Below are 19,637 nucleotides of genomic sequence, written 5' to 3'. Positions count from 1 at the left end.
CAAAAAAGCAGCCGATTCGCACTGTTCGCGTAAAGAAACTCGGTTTGGACGCCCGAAACCGGTAACCTATGCAGCTGATTTTTTGTATTTCTTCGAGGTAGCACCCGTGTTTTCCCAATTCGCCCTGCACGAACGCCTGCTCAAAGCCGTGGCCGAGCTTAAATTTGTCGAGCCTACGCCTGTGCAAGCAGCGGCCATCCCGCTCGCGCTCGAAGGGCGTGACCTGCGGGTGACAGCTCAAACCGGTAGCGGCAAGACCGCCGCCTTCGTCCTGCCGGTGCTGAACCGCCTGATCGGCCCGGCCAAGGTTCGCGTCAGCATCAAGACCCTGATCCTGCTGCCGACTCGCGAGCTGGCCCAGCAGACCCTGAAGGAAGTCGAGCGTTTCTCGCAGTTCACCTTCATCAAGTCCGGCATCATCACCGGCGGTGAAGACTTCAAGGTCCAGGCCGCCATGCTGCGCAAGGTGCCGGACATCCTGATCGGCACCCCAGGTCGCATGATCGAGCAACTCAACGCCGGCAACCTCGACCTCAAGGAAGTCGAAGTGCTGGTGCTGGACGAAGCCGACCGCATGCTCGATATGGGCTTTGCCGACGACGTGCAGCGTCTGGTGGGCGAATGCGTCAACCGTCAGCAGACCATGCTGTTCTCCGCCACCACCGGTGGTTCGACCCTGCGCGACATGGTCGCCAAGGTGCTGAACAACCCTGAGCACCTGCAGGTCAACAACGTCAGTGACCTGAACGCGACCACGCGCCAGCAGATCGTCACCGCCGACCACAATGTGCACAAAGAGCAGATCCTCAACTGGCTGCTGGCCAACGAGACCTATCAGAAAGCCATCGTGTTCACCAACACTCGCGCCGCTGCCGACCGCATCTATGGCCGCCTGGTGGCCCAGGAATACAAGGCGTTCGTGCTGCACGGCGAGAAAGACCAGAAGGACCGCAAGCTGGCCATCGACCGCCTCAAGGCTGGCGGCGTGAAGATCCTGGTCGCCACCGACGTCGCCGCCCGTGGCCTGGACGTGGACGGTCTGGACCTGGTGATCAACTTCGACATGCCGCGCAGTGGCGACGAATACGTGCACCGTATTGGGCGTACCGGGCGTGCCGGCAATGACGGCCTGGCCATCTCGCTGATCTGCCACGGCGACTGGAACCTGATGTCGAGCATCGAGCGCTACCTCAAGCAATCGTTCGAGCGCCGCACCATCAAGGAAGTCAAAGGCACCTACACCGGGCCGAAGAAGGTCAAGGCGTCGGGCAAGGCCGTTGGCGTGAAGAAGAAAAAGACCGACGCCAAGGGCGACAAGAAGAAAACCGGCGCCAAGTCGCCGACCAAGCGCAAGATCGCCAATCGGCCGAAGACCGACAACCTGTCGCTCGTCAGCAAGGACGGCATGGCGCCGCTCAAGCGCCGCAAGCCGGAAGCCCCGGCTGCCGAATAAGGCGCAGGTGATGTGAAAAAACCGGACGATTGTCCGGTTTTTTTATGCCGTCAGTTTTTGGCCTTGGCGGCTGCTTCCTTGAGCTCTTTCAGGCGAGCATCGATCAACTGGCACTTGTCGGGGAATTCCGCGCTTTCGGTATCCAAGTCCATCTTTTGCAGCTCGTCGTTCATCTCCTTGGCCTTGGTCGGGTTCTGCTCGGTCAGCTTGGCCACTTCCTGAGCCAGTTGCTCGCGCTTGGCGGTAGCCTCGTCTGGCGTACAGGCCCAGGCGGGCAGGGCGGTCAACAATGCGGCGGCGATGGCCAGGTTCATCAGGGTTTTCATGGGGGGACCTCCTTGGCAGGGATATTCAGTTGAGGTCGCGGGCACCTGGAAAGTTCACGCCAATGACGCTCGTCTCCTGGGCTGAACGGCCAGTGGCGCGGCGGGTCACACCTTTAACGGGCTACTTTCCACTCGCCCGCAGGAGGAATCAGGATGACGACTTACAACTGGGATTTGATCGAACGTCTGCTGCATGAAGTGCAGAACGGCGAGGGCAGCTTCGCCCCGCGCAAATACGCCGAGCAGGAAGCGGCCGAGAAGGCCACGGCGGGCGAGTCCACCGGCAACCTGGACGCGCTCAAGAAGACTGCTGCGGATTATGAAGCACTGCTGTTCAAGCGCGGTTTTATCGAATCGCGCCCCGAAGATGAGGGCGGGAATGGCGAGAATTTCATCCTGACCCCGCTGGGCGCGCAGTTGCTGGCGCTGATCGACAGTTCGATTCCGGGCAACGATCATCCACGGCAGGTGCTGGATGAGCAATCCGACGCGCTGGACCCGACGACCTTCGCCGAGGTCGCCTCCAAGGCCCAGATCGCCTGATATCCATTACGCCCCGGCACGCTCGTAACGCCGGGGCGAAACTGTCAGATCGGTAATCTGCCGCTAAGCTGGCTGACAGCCGACCCTGCCTACTCTGCTGCCATTCAACTCATGGAATTGAATCGGCATGCACTCCAATACCTCCCGACGAACCTTCGTCAAAGGCTTGGCCGCCGGCGGCTTGCTGGGCGGGCTCGGCCTCTGGCGCAGCCCGGTGTGGGCCTTGACCAGCCCCGGCCAGCCCACGGTGCTGGCCGGCACCGAGTTTGATCTGTTCATCGACCAGGCCCCCGTCAACCTCACCGGCCGCCACCGCACGGCGCTGACCATCAATGGCGGCTTGCCCGGCCCGCTGCTGCGCTGGCGCGAAGGCGACACCGTGACCTTGCGCGTGAAGAACCGCTTGGCCGGACCGACGTCGATCCACTGGCACGGCATTCTCCTGCCGTCGAACATGGACGGCGTACCGGGCTTGAGCTTCAAGGGCATCGAGCCGGGTGGCGTGTTTGTCTACCAATTCACGGTCAAGCAGCACGGCACTTACTGGTACCACAGCCATTCCGGGTTCCAGGAACAGCAGGGCGTGTATGGCCCGCTGGTGATCGACCCGAGAGAGCCCGAGCCCTACACCTACCAGCGCGACTACGTGGTGATGCTGTCGGACTGGACCGACGAAGACCCGGTCGCCTTGATGAAAACCCTCAAGAAACAGTCCGACTACTACAATCTGCACAAGCCCACCGTGGGCGACTTCGTGCGGGATGTGGGCAAGCAAGGCTGGTCGGCCACGATTGCCGATCGCCTGATGTGGGCGCAGATGAAAATGAACCCCACGGACTTGGCCGATGTCAGCGGCGAGACCTACACCTACCTGCTCAACGGCCAGCCGCCGGAGCGCAACTGGACCGGTGTGTTTCAGGCTGGCGAGACGATCCGGTTGCGCGTTATCAACGGCTCGGCAATGAGCTACTTCGATGTGCGCATTCCGGGGCTGAAGATGACCGTGATTGCCGCCGATGGCCAGCCAGTGCAGCCGGTGAGCGTCGACGAGTTCCGTATCGCCGTGGCGGAGACCTTCGATGTGCTGGTCGAGCCGACAGCCGAGGCTTACACGCTGTTCGCCCAGTCAATGGACCGCAGTGGTTATGCCCGCGGCACGCTTGCCCGACAAACCGGGGCGACGGCCCCCGTACCGGCACTGGACCCGCGCCCCTGGATCACCATGGACGACATGGGCATGGGTGGCATGGACCACGGTGCCATGGCGGATATGCCGGGCATGGATCACAGTGCCATGTCGATGCAGGCCCATCCTGCCAGCGAGCAAGACAACCCGCTGGTGGATATGCAGGCCATGAGCCCGGTGCCCAAGCTCGATGACCCCGGTATCGGCCTGCGCAACAACGGCCGGCGCGTCCTGACGTATGCCGACTTGCGCAGCACCTTCGAAGACCCCGACGGGCGCGATCCCAGCCGCACCATTGAACTGCACCTCACCGGACATATGGAGAAGTTCGCCTGGTCGTTCAATGGCGTGAAGTTTTCCGATGCCGAGCCCTTGCAGCTGGCCTACGGCGAGCGAGTTCGGCTGGTGCTGGTCAACGACACCATGATGAGTCATCCCATCCACCTGCACGGCCTGTGGAGTGACCTGGAAGACGAAAACGGCCAGTTCCAGGTGCGCAAGCACACCATCGACATGCCGCCGGGCTCACGGCGCAGCTACCGAGTGACTGCCGATGCGTTGGGGCGTTGGGCCTATCACTGCCATCTGCTGTACCACATGGAAATGGGCATGTTCCGTGAGGTACGCGTGCATGAATGAGGACGCGAGCATGAGCCGTGTTTTAACTGTCCTGATCGGGCTGGCGTTCGCTCCATCGGCGCTGGCCGACGAATTCCAGGGCATGAGCCCGGCGACACCGGCGCTCACCGAGAGTCGCACACCGATTCCCGTGTTGACTGCCGCCGATCGCGCTGCGGTCTACAACGCGGCTGGTGGGCACAGGGTCCACGACAGTGGCATCAATTCCCTGCTGCTGATCAACCAGTTGGAATGGCAGGGCGGCGAGGGCGACGGCGCGCTGAATTGGGATATCAAGGGGTGGGTCGGTGGCGATATCGATCGCCTGTGGCTACGCAGTGAAGGCGAGCGCAGTGCCGGTCGCACCGAAAGCGCCGAAGCCCAGGCGTTGTGGGGGCATGCCATCACACCCTGGTGGGACTTGGTGGGTGGTGTGCGCCAGGACTTCAAGCCAGGGGACGGCCAGACCTGGGCGGCGTTCGGGGCCCAGGGCATGGCTCTTTACAACTTTGAAGCCGAAGCCACGGTTTTTGTCGGTGAAGCAGGGCGTACTGCTGCGAGATTGGAGGGCGATTACGACATTCTGCTGACCAATCGGCTGATCCTGCAGCCCACCGCTGAACTCAACTTCTATGGGCGCAACGATCCGCAGCGCGGCGTTGGTTCGGGCCTGTCGGACAGTGAGCTGGGCCTGAGGCTGCGTTACGAAGTGCACCGCGAATTTGCGCCCTATGTGGGCGTGACATGGAATCGCAGCTACGGCCAAACCGCGCAATACGCCCGAGATGACGGCGAAGACACGAACCAGGTGCGCTGGGTCGTGGGTGTGCGCCTGTGGTTCTGACGTTTCTATTTTTCCTATAACTCGCCGCCACGAGCGGCCTGGAGCCTTGCATGTCGATGTTTAAAACCGCCCTGGCGGGCGTTGTGCTGTGCGCCGGAGTGATCGCCAGCCTGGCGGCCTCGGCCCATCCGAAGTTGTTGTCGTCCACGCCAGCGTCCGGTGCCCAGGGCGCGGCACCGGCAGTCATTGAACTGCGGTTCTCGGAAAACCTGTTGACGCAGTTTTCCGGCGCCAAGCTGATCATGACCGATATGCCCGGCATGCCCAATTCGCCGATGCCGGTCAAGGCCAGTGTCGCGGCCAGTAGTGATCCTAAGGTGATGTTGATCAAGCCGGCCTCCACACTGATGACCGGGACCTATCGGGTCGATTGGCGGGCCGTGTCTTCCGACACGCACCCGATCCTTGGCAACGTGGTGTTCAGCGTCCAGCCATGAGTGAACTGGTCCCGGTGTTACTGCGTTTCGCGCTGTATCTGGACTTGATGCTGGTATTCGGCCTGGGGCTGTTTGGCCTGTATGCAGACAGCAAGTTGCTGAATCTGAAACCGCTGCTGCGCAGGTTGGCGGCGCTGGGTTTGCTGCTGTCGTTGGCGTCGCTGCTGTCCATGACCCAGGCCATGAGCGGCGCCGAGGATTGGCCGACACTGTGGACGCACCTGCAGATGATGCTCTGGCAGACCGAGCTGGGCTGGACGTGGTGGTTGCGCATTGCGGCGCTGGTGCTGGTTGCGCTCAGTACCCGATTGGCCACCGTGTTCGGCGGTGTCGCGTTGGTGACGCTGGCGTGGGTCGGGCATGGCGTGATGCATGAGGGCTCGTTGGGGCAGTGGCATCTGCTAAGCGACAGTGCGCATCTGCTGGCAGCGGCGGGCTGGGTCGGGGCATTGGCGGCGTTCGGGCTGATGCTGGCGAATGCGTCTGAGCAGGCGGTGCAGGTGCTGGCACACGCCTTGGCGGGCTTCGAGCGTGTTGGTGTGGTCTTCGTCGCGGTACTGATCGGCACGGGCGTGGCGAATTATCTGTTTGTGGTCGGGCCGAACCTGGACGGCATCACCGGCGGTGTCTACGCAATCCTGTTGTGCTTGAAGTTGGGGGTGTTCGGCTTGATGTTGGGGCTGGCGGCGCTCAATCGCTCGCACTTGACGCCCCTGCTTCAGCGCTCTCTCGCGGCGGGTGACCACAGAGCGGCGCGTAATGCCTTGCGTCGCAGCATCACCCTGGAGTTCGGGGCGGTGGTGCTGATCCTGGGGCTTGTGGCCTGGCTGGGGACCTTGGCACCCAGCTAGGGCTGCACGCTCTTCAGGCATTTAAGCGCCTGGAAATCGCTGCGCACCTTGTCGATTTTCTGGGTGAGTTTCTGCCGTTGCTGCACAGTGCTTTCGGCCATCACGTCGACAATCAGGCTGCGGGCCGCGGCTTCCGTCTGTGCATAGGCGGTGCGATATTGCGGGGTCCACAGGTTTTCGCGGTCCACCAGCAACTGCTGCATTTTCTGCGGGAAGTCGGCGTTTTTGCGCTGTTGCACGGCGTCGATAAATTGCGCCTGCCAGCGGGCGCGGTTGCCGATCCATTCATGGTTCTGCTCGCCCAGTGCGATGGACCAGGCGGTCACCCGGTTCTGCTGGCTGGCGCTGAGCGGGCCGATCCAGGCGTCCAGGCGTTTGCTCATGCGCTCGGCGCGGTCCTTGATCTGCTGGGCCAGGGGCGGCTTGAGGTATTCGTCTTGGCGCTTGCGCAGGTCCTTGGCCAGGGCGTCGCTCATTTCCTTGACCTGCTGGTCGTCCAGGCCTTGGAGCAGTTCGATGGCGGAGGGCGTGATCTCACGGGCGACTTCGTCGATGGCCTGTTTGGCCTCGGTGGTCCGGGCCTGGAGCGCGGCGTCGGTCACCTGGTTGTCGTTGGCCATCTGTTGCAGGCGGTCCAGCCAATCCAGGTAACCCGGCAATTGCGTGGTGCAATGCCAGGCCAGGTGTTCCTTGAGCTTGTCGTTGAACCAACTCTTCTGCCCGGCATTCATGTCCAGGTAGTCATTGAGGGTCCAGGGAATGATCACGTCGAGGTTGCGATAGGCCAGGCCCACGCGATTGCAACCGGTGAGCACCAGGCTCAGGGTCAGCAGTACCACCAGTAGTTTGAGCCGACGCAGCATGGGCGGGTCCTTCGCAGAGTGGGTTATCACATGTGAACCCGCGCCGGGTGCGACAGTTCAGCCCCTCAATAAAACGACCGTGCGGCCTTCAACGTCAACAGGCCATCGCATTGCGAGTTGTGTCCGGAATAGGCCGAGCAATCCCCGCCGCTGAGGCTGGAATCGCTGTAGATCAGGTTCAAGTCCACGCCCATCCACTGTCGGGAGAATTGCACCGACCAGTCGCTGAAGGTCCGAATGGAGCCTCCGTCCACCGCGACCGGGGTGCCCAACTGATGAGTGGTGTATTTCATGCTGACGCCGATGCCGAACGGCTGGGTGCCGCCGAGGTCGGCAAACAGGGTGCTGTCCTGGCGGTCCGGGTCGTTGCTGAAGGAGGCGCCGAAGCGATTGCCCAGCAGGTTCAGGCCGCCGTAGAACTCCTGGCTGTCGAGGGGGCTGAGCGTGGGGTAGCTGTAGTGGATCAGGCCCACTTCGTAGCCCAACGTCTGGTCGAAGGGGTGCTTGAAGCCCATGTAGGAATCGACTTCGAGGTTGCTGGACGAAGACAGGCCCATGTTCGGTGAAAACTGGCCGAAGTACAGGCCGCTGTCGTGGCTCAGGTCCAGCCCACCATGGAATGAATCGCTGCCGGGAGACGTTGGCTTGACCAGGCCCTGGGCCATGCTGCGGCTGGGCGTCGTGCCCAATTTCAAGTCGAAGTCACCCAATTCACGCTGGAAGATCTGGGCTTCGGCGAGAGGGCTGGCAATCAGGGCGCCGACCAGGAATATGCAGGGTTTGAACATGCTTCACTCCATGAAAAGCGAGGAGCAGTAACGGAGAAAATCGGGCAGATGCCCGTGCTAGACGTGTGCAAGCATACCGGCGAATGCCAGGCGGTGAGGCCCGTTCGTCGATTAGCGCGATGATGAAGGTCAGCAGAGGGTATTTCGGGCTCTAGTCCTAGCGCCTTGATGGCAAGACGCTTAGGGACCAGGTGTGTTGCGCGGTATTACTTTTTACCCAGGCTGATCTGCTTGGATGGGCCGAAAGTCTGGCCGCTCACGCCCTTGGCAATCTGCTGGATTTCGCCGCCGGACTTGAGGAATGCAGCAATCTGGCTGTTGATCGATTCGCTGGTTTCAACGGCGGGAGCTGGCTTTGCTTTGCTGTTGGATGCTTTTACGCGCATGGCGGCCACTAACCTGTAGAAAATTAACTTGGCCAGGCATCGTACAGGAAATACTTGACAATTGCTTGGCAAATATCCCCTGGGAATAAGTGGCGCGATGGGGAATAGCCGAAGTTCATCGTTGAAATAATCCTCTAACTTACTGTTTTAGCTCGAAACCATGGAGCTATCCATGACCGACTGCGCGGAAAAAATGGGTCGATTGATCAGACGAGCGGGGCGGAGCCATGACAACCCGCGATTTTTCAGGCGCGCGCGCGTGGCGCGCACAACTCGGGTAGAATGCCGCCCACGTAATGAGGGTATTGAAAATGGCTTTGGTCGGGCGCTACAACAGCTTGCAAGTGGTTAAACACACTAACTTTGGTTTGTACCTGGACGGTGCGCAAGATGGCGAAATCCTCTTGCCTAATCGGTATATCCCCAAAGATATTCCTAGTGAAGATGAAGACTGGCTTAACGTTTTCATTTATCTGGACAGCGATGACAAACTTATCGCCACGACTGAAAAGCCCAAAGTTCAAGTGGGTGAATTCGCCAGTTTGAAAGTGGTGGAAGTCAACAGCATTGGCGTGTTCCTCGACTGGGGTTTGCCCAAGGACCTGTTGCTGCCGTATTCGGAAGAAAAGCGCCAGTTGACCGCAGGCGAATACTGCGTGGTGCATGTCTACCTCGACAAACACACCAAGCGCATCACCGCCACTGCACGCCTGGATCGCTACCTGGACAAGACCCCTGCCAACTACCAGGTGGGCCAGGAGGTCGACCTGCTGGTGGCCGAAGCCACTGACATGGGCTTTAAGGCGATCATCAACAACAAGCACTGGGGCCTGATCCACAAGAACGAAGTGTTCAAGTTCCTGCGCCCAGGGAAAGAAGAGAAGGGCTTTATCAAAGAGATCCGCGCCGATGGCAACATCAGCCTGAGCCTGCAGCCGGTCGGCCAGGAAGCGGCCTCCAGTCTCAACTCGAAGATCCTCGCCAAGTTGCGTGAAAACAACGGCAGCTTGCCGGTCAGCGACAAGAGTGATCCGGCGGTGATCAGCAACTTGTTCGGCGTGAGCAAGGGCAACTTCAAGAAGGCCATTGGTGCGTTGTACAAGCAGGGCCAGATTGTGATTCACGCGGATCGCATTGAACTAAGCTGACCACGCTTTGCTCTTCTGTAGACGCTCGTCGGCGTCTACAGAGGCTGCACCAATGACCAAGAAATCGCTGCTCGCCTACCTCGGCACGTTGCTCGCCTTCCTAGTGCTGGACGGTCTCTGGCTCGGTGTCCTCATGGGCCCCACCTACAAATCCCTGCTGGGTCCACTGATGCTGGACCAGCCCCGTCTGTTGCCCGCCACATTCTTCTATCTCCTTTACGTGCTCGGTTGCGTGGTGTTAGTGGTCTTGCCCAGCGCAAGCTGGCAACGCGCAGCACGCCTGGGTGCCTTATTGGGCCTGGTCGCCTACGGCACCTATGACTTGAGCAACTGGGCCACGCTGAAAGCATGGTCTGCGCAGTTGGCGGTCATGGACATGGCGTGGGGCACCTTCTTGACCGCAGCCTGCTGCACGGTGGGCTATCTGTGTGCACATCGAGTGCAGCGCTGATTGTGTACAGGATTATTGTGCACCGTTACTGAGCGTAGGCCCTGTGTCCACGCCTGCTCCCCTCCCTTTGGAACACCGTTCCAGAGGGATTGCGTTCAATTGGCACGCATTCTGCTGAACACCTCGTATACAAACCATGCCGCCTCTCGTATGCATCCCCGTGACGGAAGCGCAGGCCGGTATTTCGAGGAGCCCCGCGATGACCGAACAATTGCCCAAAGGCTACAGCCCGCGCCTGTACAACCAGGACCTGGGCCCGCTGCCGCAAAAGTGGAACTGGTACAACATCTTTGCTTTCTGGATGAGCGACGTGCACAGCGTCGGCGGTTATGTGTTTGCCGCCAGCCTGTTCGCCTTGGGCTTGGCCAGTTGGCAAGTACTCATCGCCTTGCTCGCCGGTATCTGCATTGTGCAACTGATCGCCAACCTGGTGGCCAAGCCGAGTCAGCAAGCCGCTGTGCCTTATCCCGTGATCTGTCGCCTGGCGTTTGGTGTGTTCGGCGCGAATATTCCTGCGGTGATTCGCGGCTTGATCGCCGTGGCCTGGTACGGGATTCAGACGTACCTGGCGTCGAGCGCCTTGATCATCGTGGTGCTGCGTTTCTTCCCACAGATGGCGGTGTACGCGGAGCCGCATTTTGCGGGCTTGTCTTACCTTGGCTGGTTTGGTTTCCTCAGCCTGTGGCTGTTGCAAGCGGCGGTGTTCTGGGCCGGCATGGAGTCCATCCGCCGTTTTATCGATTGGGCCGGGCCGGTGGTCTATGCGGTGATGTTCGCCCTGGCGGGTTGGATCGTGTGGAAGGCGGGCTGGTCGAACATCAGCTTCACCCTGGCGGAAAAATCCCTGTCGGGCTGGCAGGCATTCGGTCAGGTGATCGTGGCGACGGCGTTGGTGGTGTCGTACTTCTCCGGGCCGACCCTGAACTTCGGCGACTTCAGCCGCTACTGCCGCAGCATGCAGGACGTACGGCGCGGCAACTTCTGGGGGCTGCCGGTGAATTTCCTGGCATTTTCCCTGGTCACCGTGGTGATAGTCTCGGGCACCTTGCCGGTGTTTGGCGAAATGCTGCATGACCCGATCGCCACGGTTTCGCGCATCGATAACAGCATGGCGGTGTTGCTGGGCGCCTTTGCTTTTGTCACCGCAACCATCGGCATCAATATCGTCGCCAACTTCGTGTCCCCAGCCTTTGACTTCGCCAACGTCGCGCCGAGCAAAATCAGCTGGCGCGCGGGCGGGATGATCGCCGCCGTGGCGTCGATCTTCATCACACCGTGGAACCTGTTCAATAACCCGTTGATGATCCACTACACCCTGGATATTCTCGCGGCCTTCATTGGGCCACTGTTCGGCATTCTGCTGGTGGATTTCTACCTGATCAAAAAACAGCAGATCGATGTGGACGCGTTGTTCGATGACAGCCCCAGCGGGCGCTACTACTTCGACGGCGGCGTGAACTGGACGGCGGTCAAGGCGCTGGTGCCCGCGACGCTGGTGGGCGTCGCGATCACCTTTATCCCGGCGTTGCAGGGCATGGCCAACTTCGCCTGGTTTACCGGCTGCTTCCTGGGTGGGCTGTTTTTCCTGGTGTTGGCGCGGCGTGAACAGCTGCGCGTGCCTGCGCCGCTGGTTGCCGGCTGACCAGAATCGAGCCCGCCACCAGTAATCCGGCGCCGGCGACTACCAGTGCCGGTTGCAGCCCGCCACTCAGATGGCTGCTGACCGAGGCCAGTAACGGGCCGCTCAATTGGCCGATGGCGAAGCTGGCGGTCAGCAGTCCGGTGCTGCGCTGATAGCCGTGGGGGGCAACGTCCCGCAGGCGGGCCATCACCAACTGCATGCAAGCCAGGAACGGTCCGCCGCACAGCAACACCCCCAGTGCCAGGCCCCAGCCATTGCCCAGCAAGCAGGCAAACACCCCGGCCGCTTGCAGCCACAATGTAGTCATCAGCCAGCGGCGAGTGGTGTCTGGGTCCTTGCGGCGCAGGGTCGCCACTACCACGCCAATCGCGGCGGCCAAGCCAAAGCACGGCCAGAACAGATCAGCTTGCCAGGCACCCTTGAATTGCGCGCTGGCCATCTGCGACAGGAACGTCGCCGGAATGATGTAGCCAAGACCATACAGCACATAGATCCAGCACAAGTGCGCGATGCTGCCGTTGCTGCCACCATCGGTCTGGCCGACAACGGGCGTGCCGCTGGCGGAGGGCTTCGGCAGGAAAGGCAAGATGGCCAGCAACATCACCAGCGCCACCCCGCCATACACCAGCCACAATGTGCCCGAATTTTGCCCCATCAGGTTCGATCCCAACGCCAGTAAGCCAGTCAACAAAATCCCCAGCCCCGGTCCGGCAAAGACCAAGGCACCCATGCGCGCACGCCCGGCGGCAATCGCCAGCGGCTGGCTCAGGCTGGTGATCATCACCAGGGCCCAGGCACTCGCGACCCCGGTGCCAAAGCGCAGCAACAGGTGCGGCCAGAACCCGTGGGCCCAGTACGACGCGAGCGTCAGCAGTACACACAACCACAACCCGCCATATAAGCGCCCACGGACATGGTGGTGGCTGCGTGCGAAGATCGAATCCACCGCGCCGACGAAGTAGCCCAGGTAGTTGGCGGCGGCGATCAGGCCGGCGCCGGTCAGGTCGATCTGCCCTTCACTGAGCAGATGGGGCATTTGGGGGGTGAGGGCGAAGCGGCCAATCCCCATCGCCATCATCAGGGCGACAAAGCTGGCGAGTAAGCGGACTAATGGAGACATGGTCAGTTTTCCTGCGGGTAAACGAATACCCTCAGGCTAAAGCGGATTGACTTTCTGTAAAAATGAATAATAGTGAGTAACTTGTTCAGTTTTGGAGAAAGGTATGGAGTTCAGTCAATTGCGCATTTTCCAGGCGGTGGCGGAAGAGGGCTCCATCACGCGCGCGGCGGACCGCTTGCATCGAGTGCCGTCGAACCTGTCGACACGCCTCAAGCAAATGGAGGAGCAGCTCGGTGTAGAGCTGTTTGTGCGCGAGCGTCAGCGCTTGCAGCTGTCTCCGGCCGGCAAGGTGTTGCTGGACTACAGCACCCGTCTGCTGGCCCTGCATGATGAAGCCCACGGCGCGGTGCAAGGCGGGCAACCGGCCGGCGATTTTGTGGTAGGCAGCATGTACAGCACGGCGGCGGTGCATTTGCCGAAGCTGCTGGCGGGCTATCACAAGGCTTACCCGATGGTGAATCTGCAGGTGCAATCGGCGCCCAGCGGTGAGTTGCTCGAAGGCCTGATTACTGGCCGTCTGGATGCGGCATTTGTGGACGGCCCCATTACCATCGCTTCCCTGGACGGTGTGCCGCTGTGTGAAGAGCGCCTGGTGCTTATTTGCGAGGCCGACCACCCGCCTGTGCGAGGGCCCCAGGATGTTGCGGGACGCTCGGTGTTCACCTTCCGTCGCAGTTGCGCCTATCGCACGCGCCTGGAAACCTGGTTTTCCCACGAGCGCGTGGCCATGGGGCGGGCAATTGAGATCGAGTCTTATCAGGGCATGCTGGCGTGCGTGATCGCTGGCTCCGGGGTGGCGTTGATGTCCGAATCCATGCTTGAGAGCCTGCCAGGCAAGGGCAGCGTGTCCGTTCATCCGCTGACAGGGCCTTTTGCCACTGCGACCACCTGGCTGATGTGGCGAAAGGGTATGCTCGGCGCTAACCTCAACGCATGGATCGACCTGCAGCAAGCCAGCAAGACTGCGGTCCCGCAAGACACCCGCGCCATAGCTTGAACGATCCGTCAGGATTTTGATGAATTCAGTAATAGTTCGTTGTGGTTTCGTTCAAGCATTACGTAGGACTTAGGGCTACTATCAGTGTAGGAAAGGGCGACAGAACTTGCGCCTACCAGCATTACCCTCAAAGGGGGCAACCATGAAAGAGAAAATTCAAAACTGGCTCCATGATCTGGGTGTTGCACTGGGCTTGATCGAGCCCCCACTGCAACCCGTGCCGATTCGCACCGATGACGAGCAACGTCGCCCACGTCGCAGGTAAGTCCTGGAAGCGCTCACGTGATTGAATCGCGCGGGCGCTGGTATCTCGGGTCGTTCTTCAGGGCGTGTTCGGTCCCTGTCATCAGGCTGTATTCGCCGTAAATTTCTTAGTGTCCGCAATTGCCTGACGAGGCATGCCTCATTGTCAGAACCTTCTTCTTATTTTGTCATCCGTGCCCTTTTCCAGGTTCGTCCTTCTATATTTTTGCCTTCACATGGATGAATGGGCATTGGAATGTCGAGCATTGATAGCGAAGGCATGTTGATTTCCGACAGAGTCGAACTCCGTCGGTTTCCAACGATTGAGCATGGGGATTTGCGTAGCGTGAGCGCTTTGGTAGTCCACCAGACGGACGCTTCGACGGCGCAACACACCTTTAATGCTTACGTTGCCAAGGGCAATGGAGCGCACTTTCTCATCGAGAAAAATGGCGTGATCTATCAGACGGCGAGCCTCAAAAAACGCTGTTACCACGTTGGGCGTTACCTGCGCTCCAAGTGCCTGGCAACGGATAAGGCGACGTGCGATACCGCTCAAATCCAACCTATCCAGGCACTCACTTGGACCTTGCAGATTCGAGCGCTGGACCGCTATGAGCGCACCAAGGACTACCCTGAGCGATACCCGATGAACGCGGACTCTTTGGGAATTGAACTGGTCGGCAAGCATCTGGATGCTGCCCGTTACGAGGACGTGACCGCTATACAGAATCAATCCCTGCGGTGGTTGGTGGCTGAGTTGTATGGCCATTTCCGCCTGACACCGGAGGACGTCTACACGCATCCGCAAATCTCCTACAAACATCCGGGTGAAGCCAGCAGCGCGGTGTGGCAATGAACCTGCGGCGAGGGTTGTTGGGCATGTGGGGGATACTCGCCGGGTGCGCGGCTTCCGCTCCAGATATCGACAACATCGCTATCTCGGGTTTTCACTCCGAAGAACCGGAGCGCTGTCGACCCAGCGACGTTACGTTGGATGAGCGACAAGTCGCGTCCTTCTTCAAGCGCGCTGAACCTATTGACGCACGCACGCTGCATGACGAGTACGACTGGGCACCTTGTTATCTTGAAGGCACACTAAAGTATCGCGGCAAAGTGTGTACTTGGCGGGTGAGGGCGGGGGCGACAGGGGAAATCGAATGCCCTATAACCGAGCAGTATTTTGGCTGTAAATCTTGCGCAGATTTGTTTGAAGAAGTCAGCCGGAATGCTGAGTAAAAAAACGGGCACGACATCCGACGTCGCGCCCGCTGAAGAAACCGCTCTAAACCTCTTTGTATCTTAAACCGCGTTGGCCGCCACACCCTCTGGCCGACGCGACAGCAAACTCACCACCACAAAACTCACCAGCCCAATCGCCAGGCTGTAATAGATCGGCGTGTTCGCATCCAAGCCATCCTTGATCATGAACACCAACGCCGTCACAAAGCCGAGGGTCATGGACGTAATGGCGCCCGAGGTGGTCGCGCGTTTCCAGAAGATCGCGCCGATCAGCGGGATCAACATACCGCCCACCAACAGGTTGTAGGCCAGGGTCAAGGCGCTGATCACATCGCTCACCACCAGTGCGATACCTAGCACGGCAATACCGGTCAGCATCGTGAACAGGCGGTTGATGGCCAGGCTCGACTGCTTGCCGCCACGCAGGCGCGGCAGCAGGTCTTCGGTCAGTACGGTGGAGGCGGCGAGCAAGCCGGCGCTGGCGGTGGACATCATCGCGGCCAGTGCCGCGGCAATCACCAGGCCGCGGATGCCGTCCGGCAGCGACACTTTCACAATAGCGGCAAACGCATTGTTGACGTTATCCAGGTCCGGGATCAGCACATGGGCGGCCATGCCGATCAATGCACAGGCCAGGCCGTAGAGGATGCAGTAGAAACCGGCGAAAGTGCCTGCGTACTTGGCGACCTTTTCGTCACGGGCGGTGAACACCCGTTGCCAGATGTCCTGGCCGATCAGGATGCCGAAGAAGTAGATCATGAAGTAGGTGATGATCGTGTCCCAACCGATCGCGGTGAAGCTGAAGCTCGATGCGGGCAGCTTGGCCACCAGTTCGTCCCAGCCGCCGACGCGGTACAGGCAGATCGGCAGCAGGATGAACATCAGGCCGACGGTCTTGATCACGAACTGCACGATGTCAGTGAGGGTCAGCGACCACATGCCGCCGATGGTGGAGTACACCACCACCACGCCACCGCCGAGCAGTACCGAGATCCAGAACGGCAGGCCGAACAGCACTTGCAGCACGGTGCCGATGGCGAGGATCGAGGTCACGCCGATCATCAGCGCGTAGGCCAGCATGATCACGGCGCTGGCCTGGCGGGCCATCGGGTTGTAGCGTTTTTCCAGCACCTGGGTCACGGTGAAGATCTTCAGTTTCAACAGTGGCTTGGCCAGGAACAGGTTCAGCGCGATGATGCCCATGCCCAGCGCGGCACACAGCCAGAAGCCGGAGATGCCATGCACGTAGCCCAGCCGCACGGTGCCGACGGTGGACGCACCGCCCAATACCGTGGCGGCCATGGTGCCCATGTACAACGACGGGCCCAGGTTGCGCCCGGCCACCAGGTAGTCTTCGTGGGTCTTGGCGCGGCGCATGCCGTAGTAGCCGAGCACGAGCATGCCGGCGGCGTAGATGAGTACGACGAATAAATCCAAAGCCATGACGGCGGTTCTCCGATTATCTTTTTTATGAGGATCAGGCGGCTTGTTGCAGCGCCGGTTTAACGCGCGCATCCGTGCGCTTGCTGCGAGAGTCGGCCGGCCCATAAACAGCCGCCGGTTCCGGGAACACCCGAAGCAAGGTCAGGTACACCACCGAGGCCAGCCCCAGCGTCACCGGCAGGCTGATATCAATGCCGTCCGCCAGATTGCCCAGCGGCCCGACAAACTGCCCCGGCAGGTTGACGAAGCACAGGCCCACCAGCGCACTCGGGATCCAGGCCCCCAGCCCGCGCCAGTTCCAACCATGGCTGAACCAGTAGCGGCCGCCGGTTTCACCACGCGTGAACACCTGCAGGTCATCCGGGCAATAGAAGCCGCGACGCACGATCAGGCCGATGATCATCATCACCATCCACGGTGTGGTGCAGGTAATGATCAGCACGGCGAAGGTCGATACGCTCTGCACCAGGTTGGCGGCGAAACGTCCGATAAAGATGAAGGCAATCGACATCACCCCGATCAGCAACGTGGCCTTGACCCGCGACAGCAGGCGTGGAAACACGCTGGACATGTCCAACCCGGTGCCATACAGCGAAGTAGTGCCGGTAGACATACCGCCGATCACGGCGATCAGGCACACCGGCAGAAAGAACCAGCTCGGTGCCACCGCCAGCAAACCGCCGACATAGTTGTTGGCTGCGATGTAGTCCGGTGCCTTGATCGCCACGATGGTCGCGGTGGCCAAGCCGAACAGGAAGGGGATCAAGGTCGCGATTTGCGCCAGGATCACCGCCAGCATGATGCGTATTTTCGGCGTCTCACGCGGGATGTAGCGCGACCAGTCACCCAAGAACGCGCCGAAGGAAATCGGGTTGCTCATGGCGACCAATGCAGCGCCGATGAACGCCGCCCAGAAGCCGGTCTGACCCAGGGCGACAGTGCCGGCGAAGTGGCTGTCGAAGGCCGGCGCGAACGCGAAGATCCCCAGCAGGAACAGCAGGCTCGCGGCCCACACCGCAATGCGATTGACCCACAGCATGAAGCGAAAACCGTAGATGCACACGGTCAGCACCAGGATCGCGAACACGCCGTAGGCCAGGCCCAGGCTCAGGTCGGTTTCCGGCAAGCCAATCAGACGTTTCGCACCGCCCACCAGCGCGTCGCCTGAACTCCACACCGACAGTGAGAAGAAGGCAATCGCCGTCAGCAGCGAGAGAAACGAGCCGACAATCCGCCCGTGCACACCAAAGTGCGCACCTGAAGACACGGCGTTGTTGGTGCCATTGATCGGCCCGAACAGGCCCATGGGCGCCAGGATCAGCGCACCCACCAGCACGCCCAGCACAATCGCCCAGACACCCGCCTGGAACGACAAACCGAACAGTACGGGGAAAGAACCCAGCACGGCGGTGGCAAAGGTATTGGCACCGCCGAAGATCAGTCGGAACAGATCCTTGGGGCCGGCGGTACGTTCGTGGTCCGGGATCTGTTCGACCCCGTTGGTTTCTATCTTGCGAATACTTTTATCGTTGTTTTTATTATTCATGATCTGCTCCGATCACATTGGCTAAGGGGGCGGCAGCCCTTCCGTCATAGCGGACAAATGTTCGTGACAGGCCAGCCACAGGCCTTCTTGTTGTTCTGCGCCAAGCCCTTGCCGTTTGAAGACAATGGTCTCGCGTTCCTGGCTTTTGAATTGCTCCCCGTTCATGCGCAGCTCGGTGGCCACGTCATGCATGAAAATCGCCACGTCACCTTGCAGGCTGACAAAGGCGTTGCTCGAGGTGCAGGACAGCACCTCGAATCCCTCATCCCGGCGCCAGCTGTCCCACAACGCCTGGTAGGCGTCGCGACTGAGCAGCGGTTGGGGCAGGGTGTAGAACACGAAGCTGGCGTCCGCCGTGAACGCGCCGAAGTAGGCGGCGCGGTCATTGCGGGCGAAGGCCGCCACCAGGTCGGCGGCGGCTTGCAGTACTTCGTGGGCGCTCATCAGCGATGTGCCACGCCAGGCAGCACGCAGAGCATCTCGTACAGCAAGTTGGCGCCCAATAGCGAGGTGTTGCCGGTGGTGTCGTAAGGCGGCGAAACTTCTACCAGGTCGCAACCAATCAGGTCGAGGCCCTGGCAGCCACGGATGATTTCGATGGCCTGGATGGTGGTCAGCCCTCCGATTTCCGGAGTGCCGGTGCCCGGAGCCCAGGCGGGGTCGATGCCGTCGATGTCAAAGCTCAGGTACACCGGGCCGCCGCCGACTTTTTCACGCACTTCGGCCATCAACGGCGCGAGGGAGTGGTGCCAGCATTCTTCTGCCTGAACCACACGGAAGCCCTGTTTACGGCTCCAGTTGAAGTCTTCGGCGGTGTAGCCCTGGGCGCGCAGGCCGATCTGTACCACACGGTCGCAATCGAGCAAACCTTCTTCTACCGCGCGGCGGAAGGTGGTGCCGTGGGCGATTTTCTCGCCGAACATATGGTCGTTGACGTCGGCGTGGGCATCGATGTGCACCAGCCCGACCTTGCCGTGTTTCTTGTGGATCGCCCGCAGGATCGGCAGCGTGATGGTGTGGTCGCCGCCCAGGGTCAGCGGGATCACGTCGTGTTCGAGAATCTCGTCGTAGGCTTCTTCGATGATGCGCACGGCGTCGAGCAGGTTGAAGGTGTTGATCGCCACGTCGCCGATGTCGGCCACCGACAGCGAGTCGAACGGCGCGGCGCCGGTGGCCATGTTGTAAGGGCGGATCATCACGGATTCGGCGCGGATTTCACGCGGCCCGAAGCGGGTGCCGGCGCGCAGCGAGGTGCCGATGTCCAGGGGCACGCCGACAAAGGCGGCGTCCAGGCCCTTGGCCGTTTGCAGGTGGGGAAGACGCATCATGGTGGCGATGCCGGCGAAGCGCGGCATTTCGTTGCCGCCCAGTGGTTGGTGGAAAATATTGTACAGGGGTTGCCTCATCGTTGTTTTGTTTGTTAGGGGCCGATTCTGCGAAATACATGGAAACGAAAGAATCGGCAGGGGCAAATACTTAGTTCAGATTTTTCTAAACTATTGCCTGAGGT

The 19,637-nt window shown here is 60.6% G+C and carries 21 protein-coding genes; 12 read left to right on the top strand and 9 right to left on the bottom strand.

Going from position 1 to position 19,637, the window contains the following annotated elements:
- Positions 1 to 106 precede the first annotated feature (106 nt).
- Entirely contained in the window at positions 107 to 1,453 is a 1,347-nt protein-coding gene (locus tag U367_RS0113630) for a DEAD/DEAH box helicase (protein ID WP_016979359.1), read from the top strand.
- A gap of 50 nt (positions 1,454 to 1,503) precedes the next feature.
- On the opposite strand, the gene U367_RS0113625 is transcribed toward U367_RS0113630, so the two are convergent.
- A complete protein-coding gene (locus U367_RS0113625; protein WP_028617399.1) occupies positions 1,504 to 1,779 on the bottom strand; it encodes a hypothetical protein in 276 nt (91 codons plus the stop codon).
- A gap of 153 nt (positions 1,780 to 1,932) precedes the next feature.
- On the opposite strand from U367_RS0113625, the gene U367_RS0113620 reads away from it, so the two are divergent.
- From U367_RS0113620 to copD, 5 genes are all read left to right on the top strand, one after another.
- Positions 1,933 to 2,322, top strand: a complete 390-nt coding sequence (locus tag U367_RS0113620) for a hypothetical protein (RefSeq protein ID WP_028617398.1) — start codon at positions 1,933 to 1,935, stop codon at positions 2,320 to 2,322.
- A 127-nt stretch (positions 2,323 to 2,449) separates the two neighbouring features.
- Positions 2,450 to 4,147 (top strand): copper resistance system multicopper oxidase, encoded by a 1,698-nt coding sequence (locus U367_RS0113615; RefSeq protein WP_028617397.1) that lies wholly within the window; start codon positions 2,450 to 2,452, stop codon positions 4,145 to 4,147.
- Positions 4,148 to 4,157: 10 nt separating this feature from the next.
- Positions 4,158 to 4,970, top strand: coding sequence for a copper resistance protein B (locus U367_RS0113610; RefSeq protein ID WP_028617396.1), 813 nt, complete (start codon positions 4,158 to 4,160; stop codon positions 4,968 to 4,970).
- Between the two features lie 50 nt (positions 4,971 to 5,020).
- The gene (gene copC, locus U367_RS0113605; protein ID WP_028617395.1) at positions 5,021 to 5,407 is read left to right on the top strand and encodes a copper homeostasis periplasmic binding protein CopC; all 387 of its coding nucleotides are present in this window, start codon (positions 5,021 to 5,023) and stop codon (positions 5,405 to 5,407) included.
- Positions 5,404 to 6,258 (top strand): copper homeostasis membrane protein CopD, encoded by an 855-nt coding sequence (gene copD, locus U367_RS0113600; RefSeq protein WP_028617394.1) that lies wholly within the window; start codon positions 5,404 to 5,406, stop codon positions 6,256 to 6,258. The genes copC and copD overlap by 4 nt, the downstream gene beginning before the upstream one ends.
- On the opposite strand, the gene U367_RS0113595 is transcribed toward copD, so the two are convergent.
- From U367_RS0113595 to U367_RS0113585, 3 genes are all read right to left on the bottom strand, one after another.
- A complete protein-coding gene (locus tag U367_RS0113595) occupies positions 6,255 to 7,121 on the bottom strand; it encodes a DUF6279 family lipoprotein (protein WP_028617393.1) in 867 nt (288 codons plus the stop codon). The genes copD and U367_RS0113595 overlap by 4 nt on opposite strands.
- A gap of 65 nt (positions 7,122 to 7,186) precedes the next feature.
- Positions 7,187 to 7,909 carry a TorF family putative porin gene (locus tag U367_RS0113590; RefSeq protein WP_028617392.1) on the bottom strand — a complete coding sequence of 241 codons (723 nt, stop codon included), beginning with the start codon at positions 7,907 to 7,909 and terminating at the stop codon, positions 7,187 to 7,189.
- Between the two features lie 206 nt (positions 7,910 to 8,115).
- Complete coding sequence (locus tag U367_RS0113585) at positions 8,116 to 8,295, bottom strand: hypothetical protein (protein WP_003193095.1); 180 nt, start codon at positions 8,293 to 8,295, stop codon at positions 8,116 to 8,118.
- A gap of 311 nt (positions 8,296 to 8,606) precedes the next feature.
- Here U367_RS0113585 and U367_RS0113580 point away from each other — a divergent pair, with 311 nt between their 5' ends.
- The 3 genes from U367_RS0113580 to U367_RS0113570 all read left to right on the top strand — a co-directional run bounded on the left by U367_RS0113580 (position 8,607) and on the right by U367_RS0113570 (position 11,536).
- Positions 8,607 to 9,443, top strand: a complete 837-nt coding sequence (locus U367_RS0113580; RefSeq protein WP_028617391.1) for a CvfB family protein — start codon at positions 8,607 to 8,609, stop codon at positions 9,441 to 9,443.
- A gap of 52 nt (positions 9,444 to 9,495) precedes the next feature.
- On the top strand, positions 9,496 to 9,894 hold the full coding sequence (locus U367_RS0113575; protein WP_028617390.1) for a DUF2177 family protein: 399 nt from the start codon (positions 9,496 to 9,498) through the stop codon (positions 9,892 to 9,894).
- 199 nt (positions 9,895 to 10,093) lie between these two features.
- On the top strand, positions 10,094 to 11,536 hold the full coding sequence (locus U367_RS0113570) for an NCS1 family nucleobase:cation symporter-1 (RefSeq protein ID WP_028617389.1): 1,443 nt from the start codon (positions 10,094 to 10,096) through the stop codon (positions 11,534 to 11,536).
- On the opposite strand, the gene U367_RS0113565 is transcribed toward U367_RS0113570, so the two are convergent.
- Positions 11,448 to 12,656 (bottom strand): MFS transporter, encoded by a 1,209-nt coding sequence (locus U367_RS0113565; protein WP_028617388.1) that lies wholly within the window; start codon positions 12,654 to 12,656, stop codon positions 11,448 to 11,450. The two genes, U367_RS0113570 and U367_RS0113565, sit on opposite strands and share 89 nt — an antisense overlap.
- Positions 12,657 to 12,759: 103 nt before the next feature.
- Here U367_RS0113565 and ptrR point away from each other — a divergent pair, with 103 nt between their 5' ends.
- From ptrR to U367_RS0113550, 3 genes are all read left to right on the top strand, one after another.
- The gene (gene ptrR / locus U367_RS0113560; protein ID WP_028617387.1) at positions 12,760 to 13,653 is read left to right on the top strand and encodes a putrescine utilization regulator PtrR; all 894 of its coding nucleotides are present in this window, start codon (positions 12,760 to 12,762) and stop codon (positions 13,651 to 13,653) included.
- A gap of 142 nt (positions 13,654 to 13,795) precedes the next feature.
- Entirely contained in the window at positions 13,796 to 13,918 is a 123-nt protein-coding gene (locus U367_RS1000000132535) for a PA1414 family protein (RefSeq protein WP_003193089.1), read from the top strand.
- Positions 13,919 to 14,152: 234 nt separating this feature from the next.
- Positions 14,153 to 14,755: a peptidoglycan recognition protein family protein gene (locus U367_RS0113550; RefSeq protein ID WP_028617386.1), complete on the top strand. Its 603-nt coding sequence runs from the start codon at positions 14,153 to 14,155 to the stop codon at positions 14,753 to 14,755.
- Between the two features lie 443 nt (positions 14,756 to 15,198).
- On the opposite strand, the gene U367_RS0113540 is transcribed toward U367_RS0113550, so the two are convergent.
- The 4 genes from U367_RS0113540 to speB are packed head-to-tail and all read right to left on the bottom strand — an operon-like array spanning position 15,199 to position 19,533.
- Positions 15,199 to 16,581, bottom strand: a complete 1,383-nt coding sequence (locus U367_RS0113540; RefSeq protein WP_028617385.1) for a sodium:solute symporter — start codon at positions 16,579 to 16,581, stop codon at positions 15,199 to 15,201.
- 34 nt (positions 16,582 to 16,615) lie between these two features.
- Entirely contained in the window at positions 16,616 to 18,127 is a 1,512-nt protein-coding gene (locus U367_RS0113535) for a purine-cytosine permease family protein (protein ID WP_028617384.1), read from the bottom strand.
- A 21-nt stretch (positions 18,128 to 18,148) separates the two neighbouring features.
- Complete coding sequence (locus U367_RS0113530; RefSeq protein WP_028617383.1) at positions 18,149 to 18,571, bottom strand: YybH family protein; 423 nt, start codon at positions 18,569 to 18,571, stop codon at positions 18,149 to 18,151.
- Positions 18,571 to 19,533, bottom strand: a complete 963-nt coding sequence (gene speB, locus U367_RS0113525) for an agmatinase (protein ID WP_028617382.1) — start codon at positions 19,531 to 19,533, stop codon at positions 18,571 to 18,573. Before speB ends, U367_RS0113530 begins: the two co-directional genes overlap by 1 nt.
- Positions 19,534 to 19,637: the final 104 nt, after the last annotated feature.

It is taken from the genome of Pseudomonas canadensis (assembly GCF_000503215.1).
In the GTDB taxonomy this organism is placed as follows: Bacteria; Pseudomonadota; Gammaproteobacteria; order Pseudomonadales; family Pseudomonadaceae; genus Aquipseudomonas; species Aquipseudomonas canadensis.
This window is presented reverse-complemented; position numbering and strand designations above follow the sequence as displayed.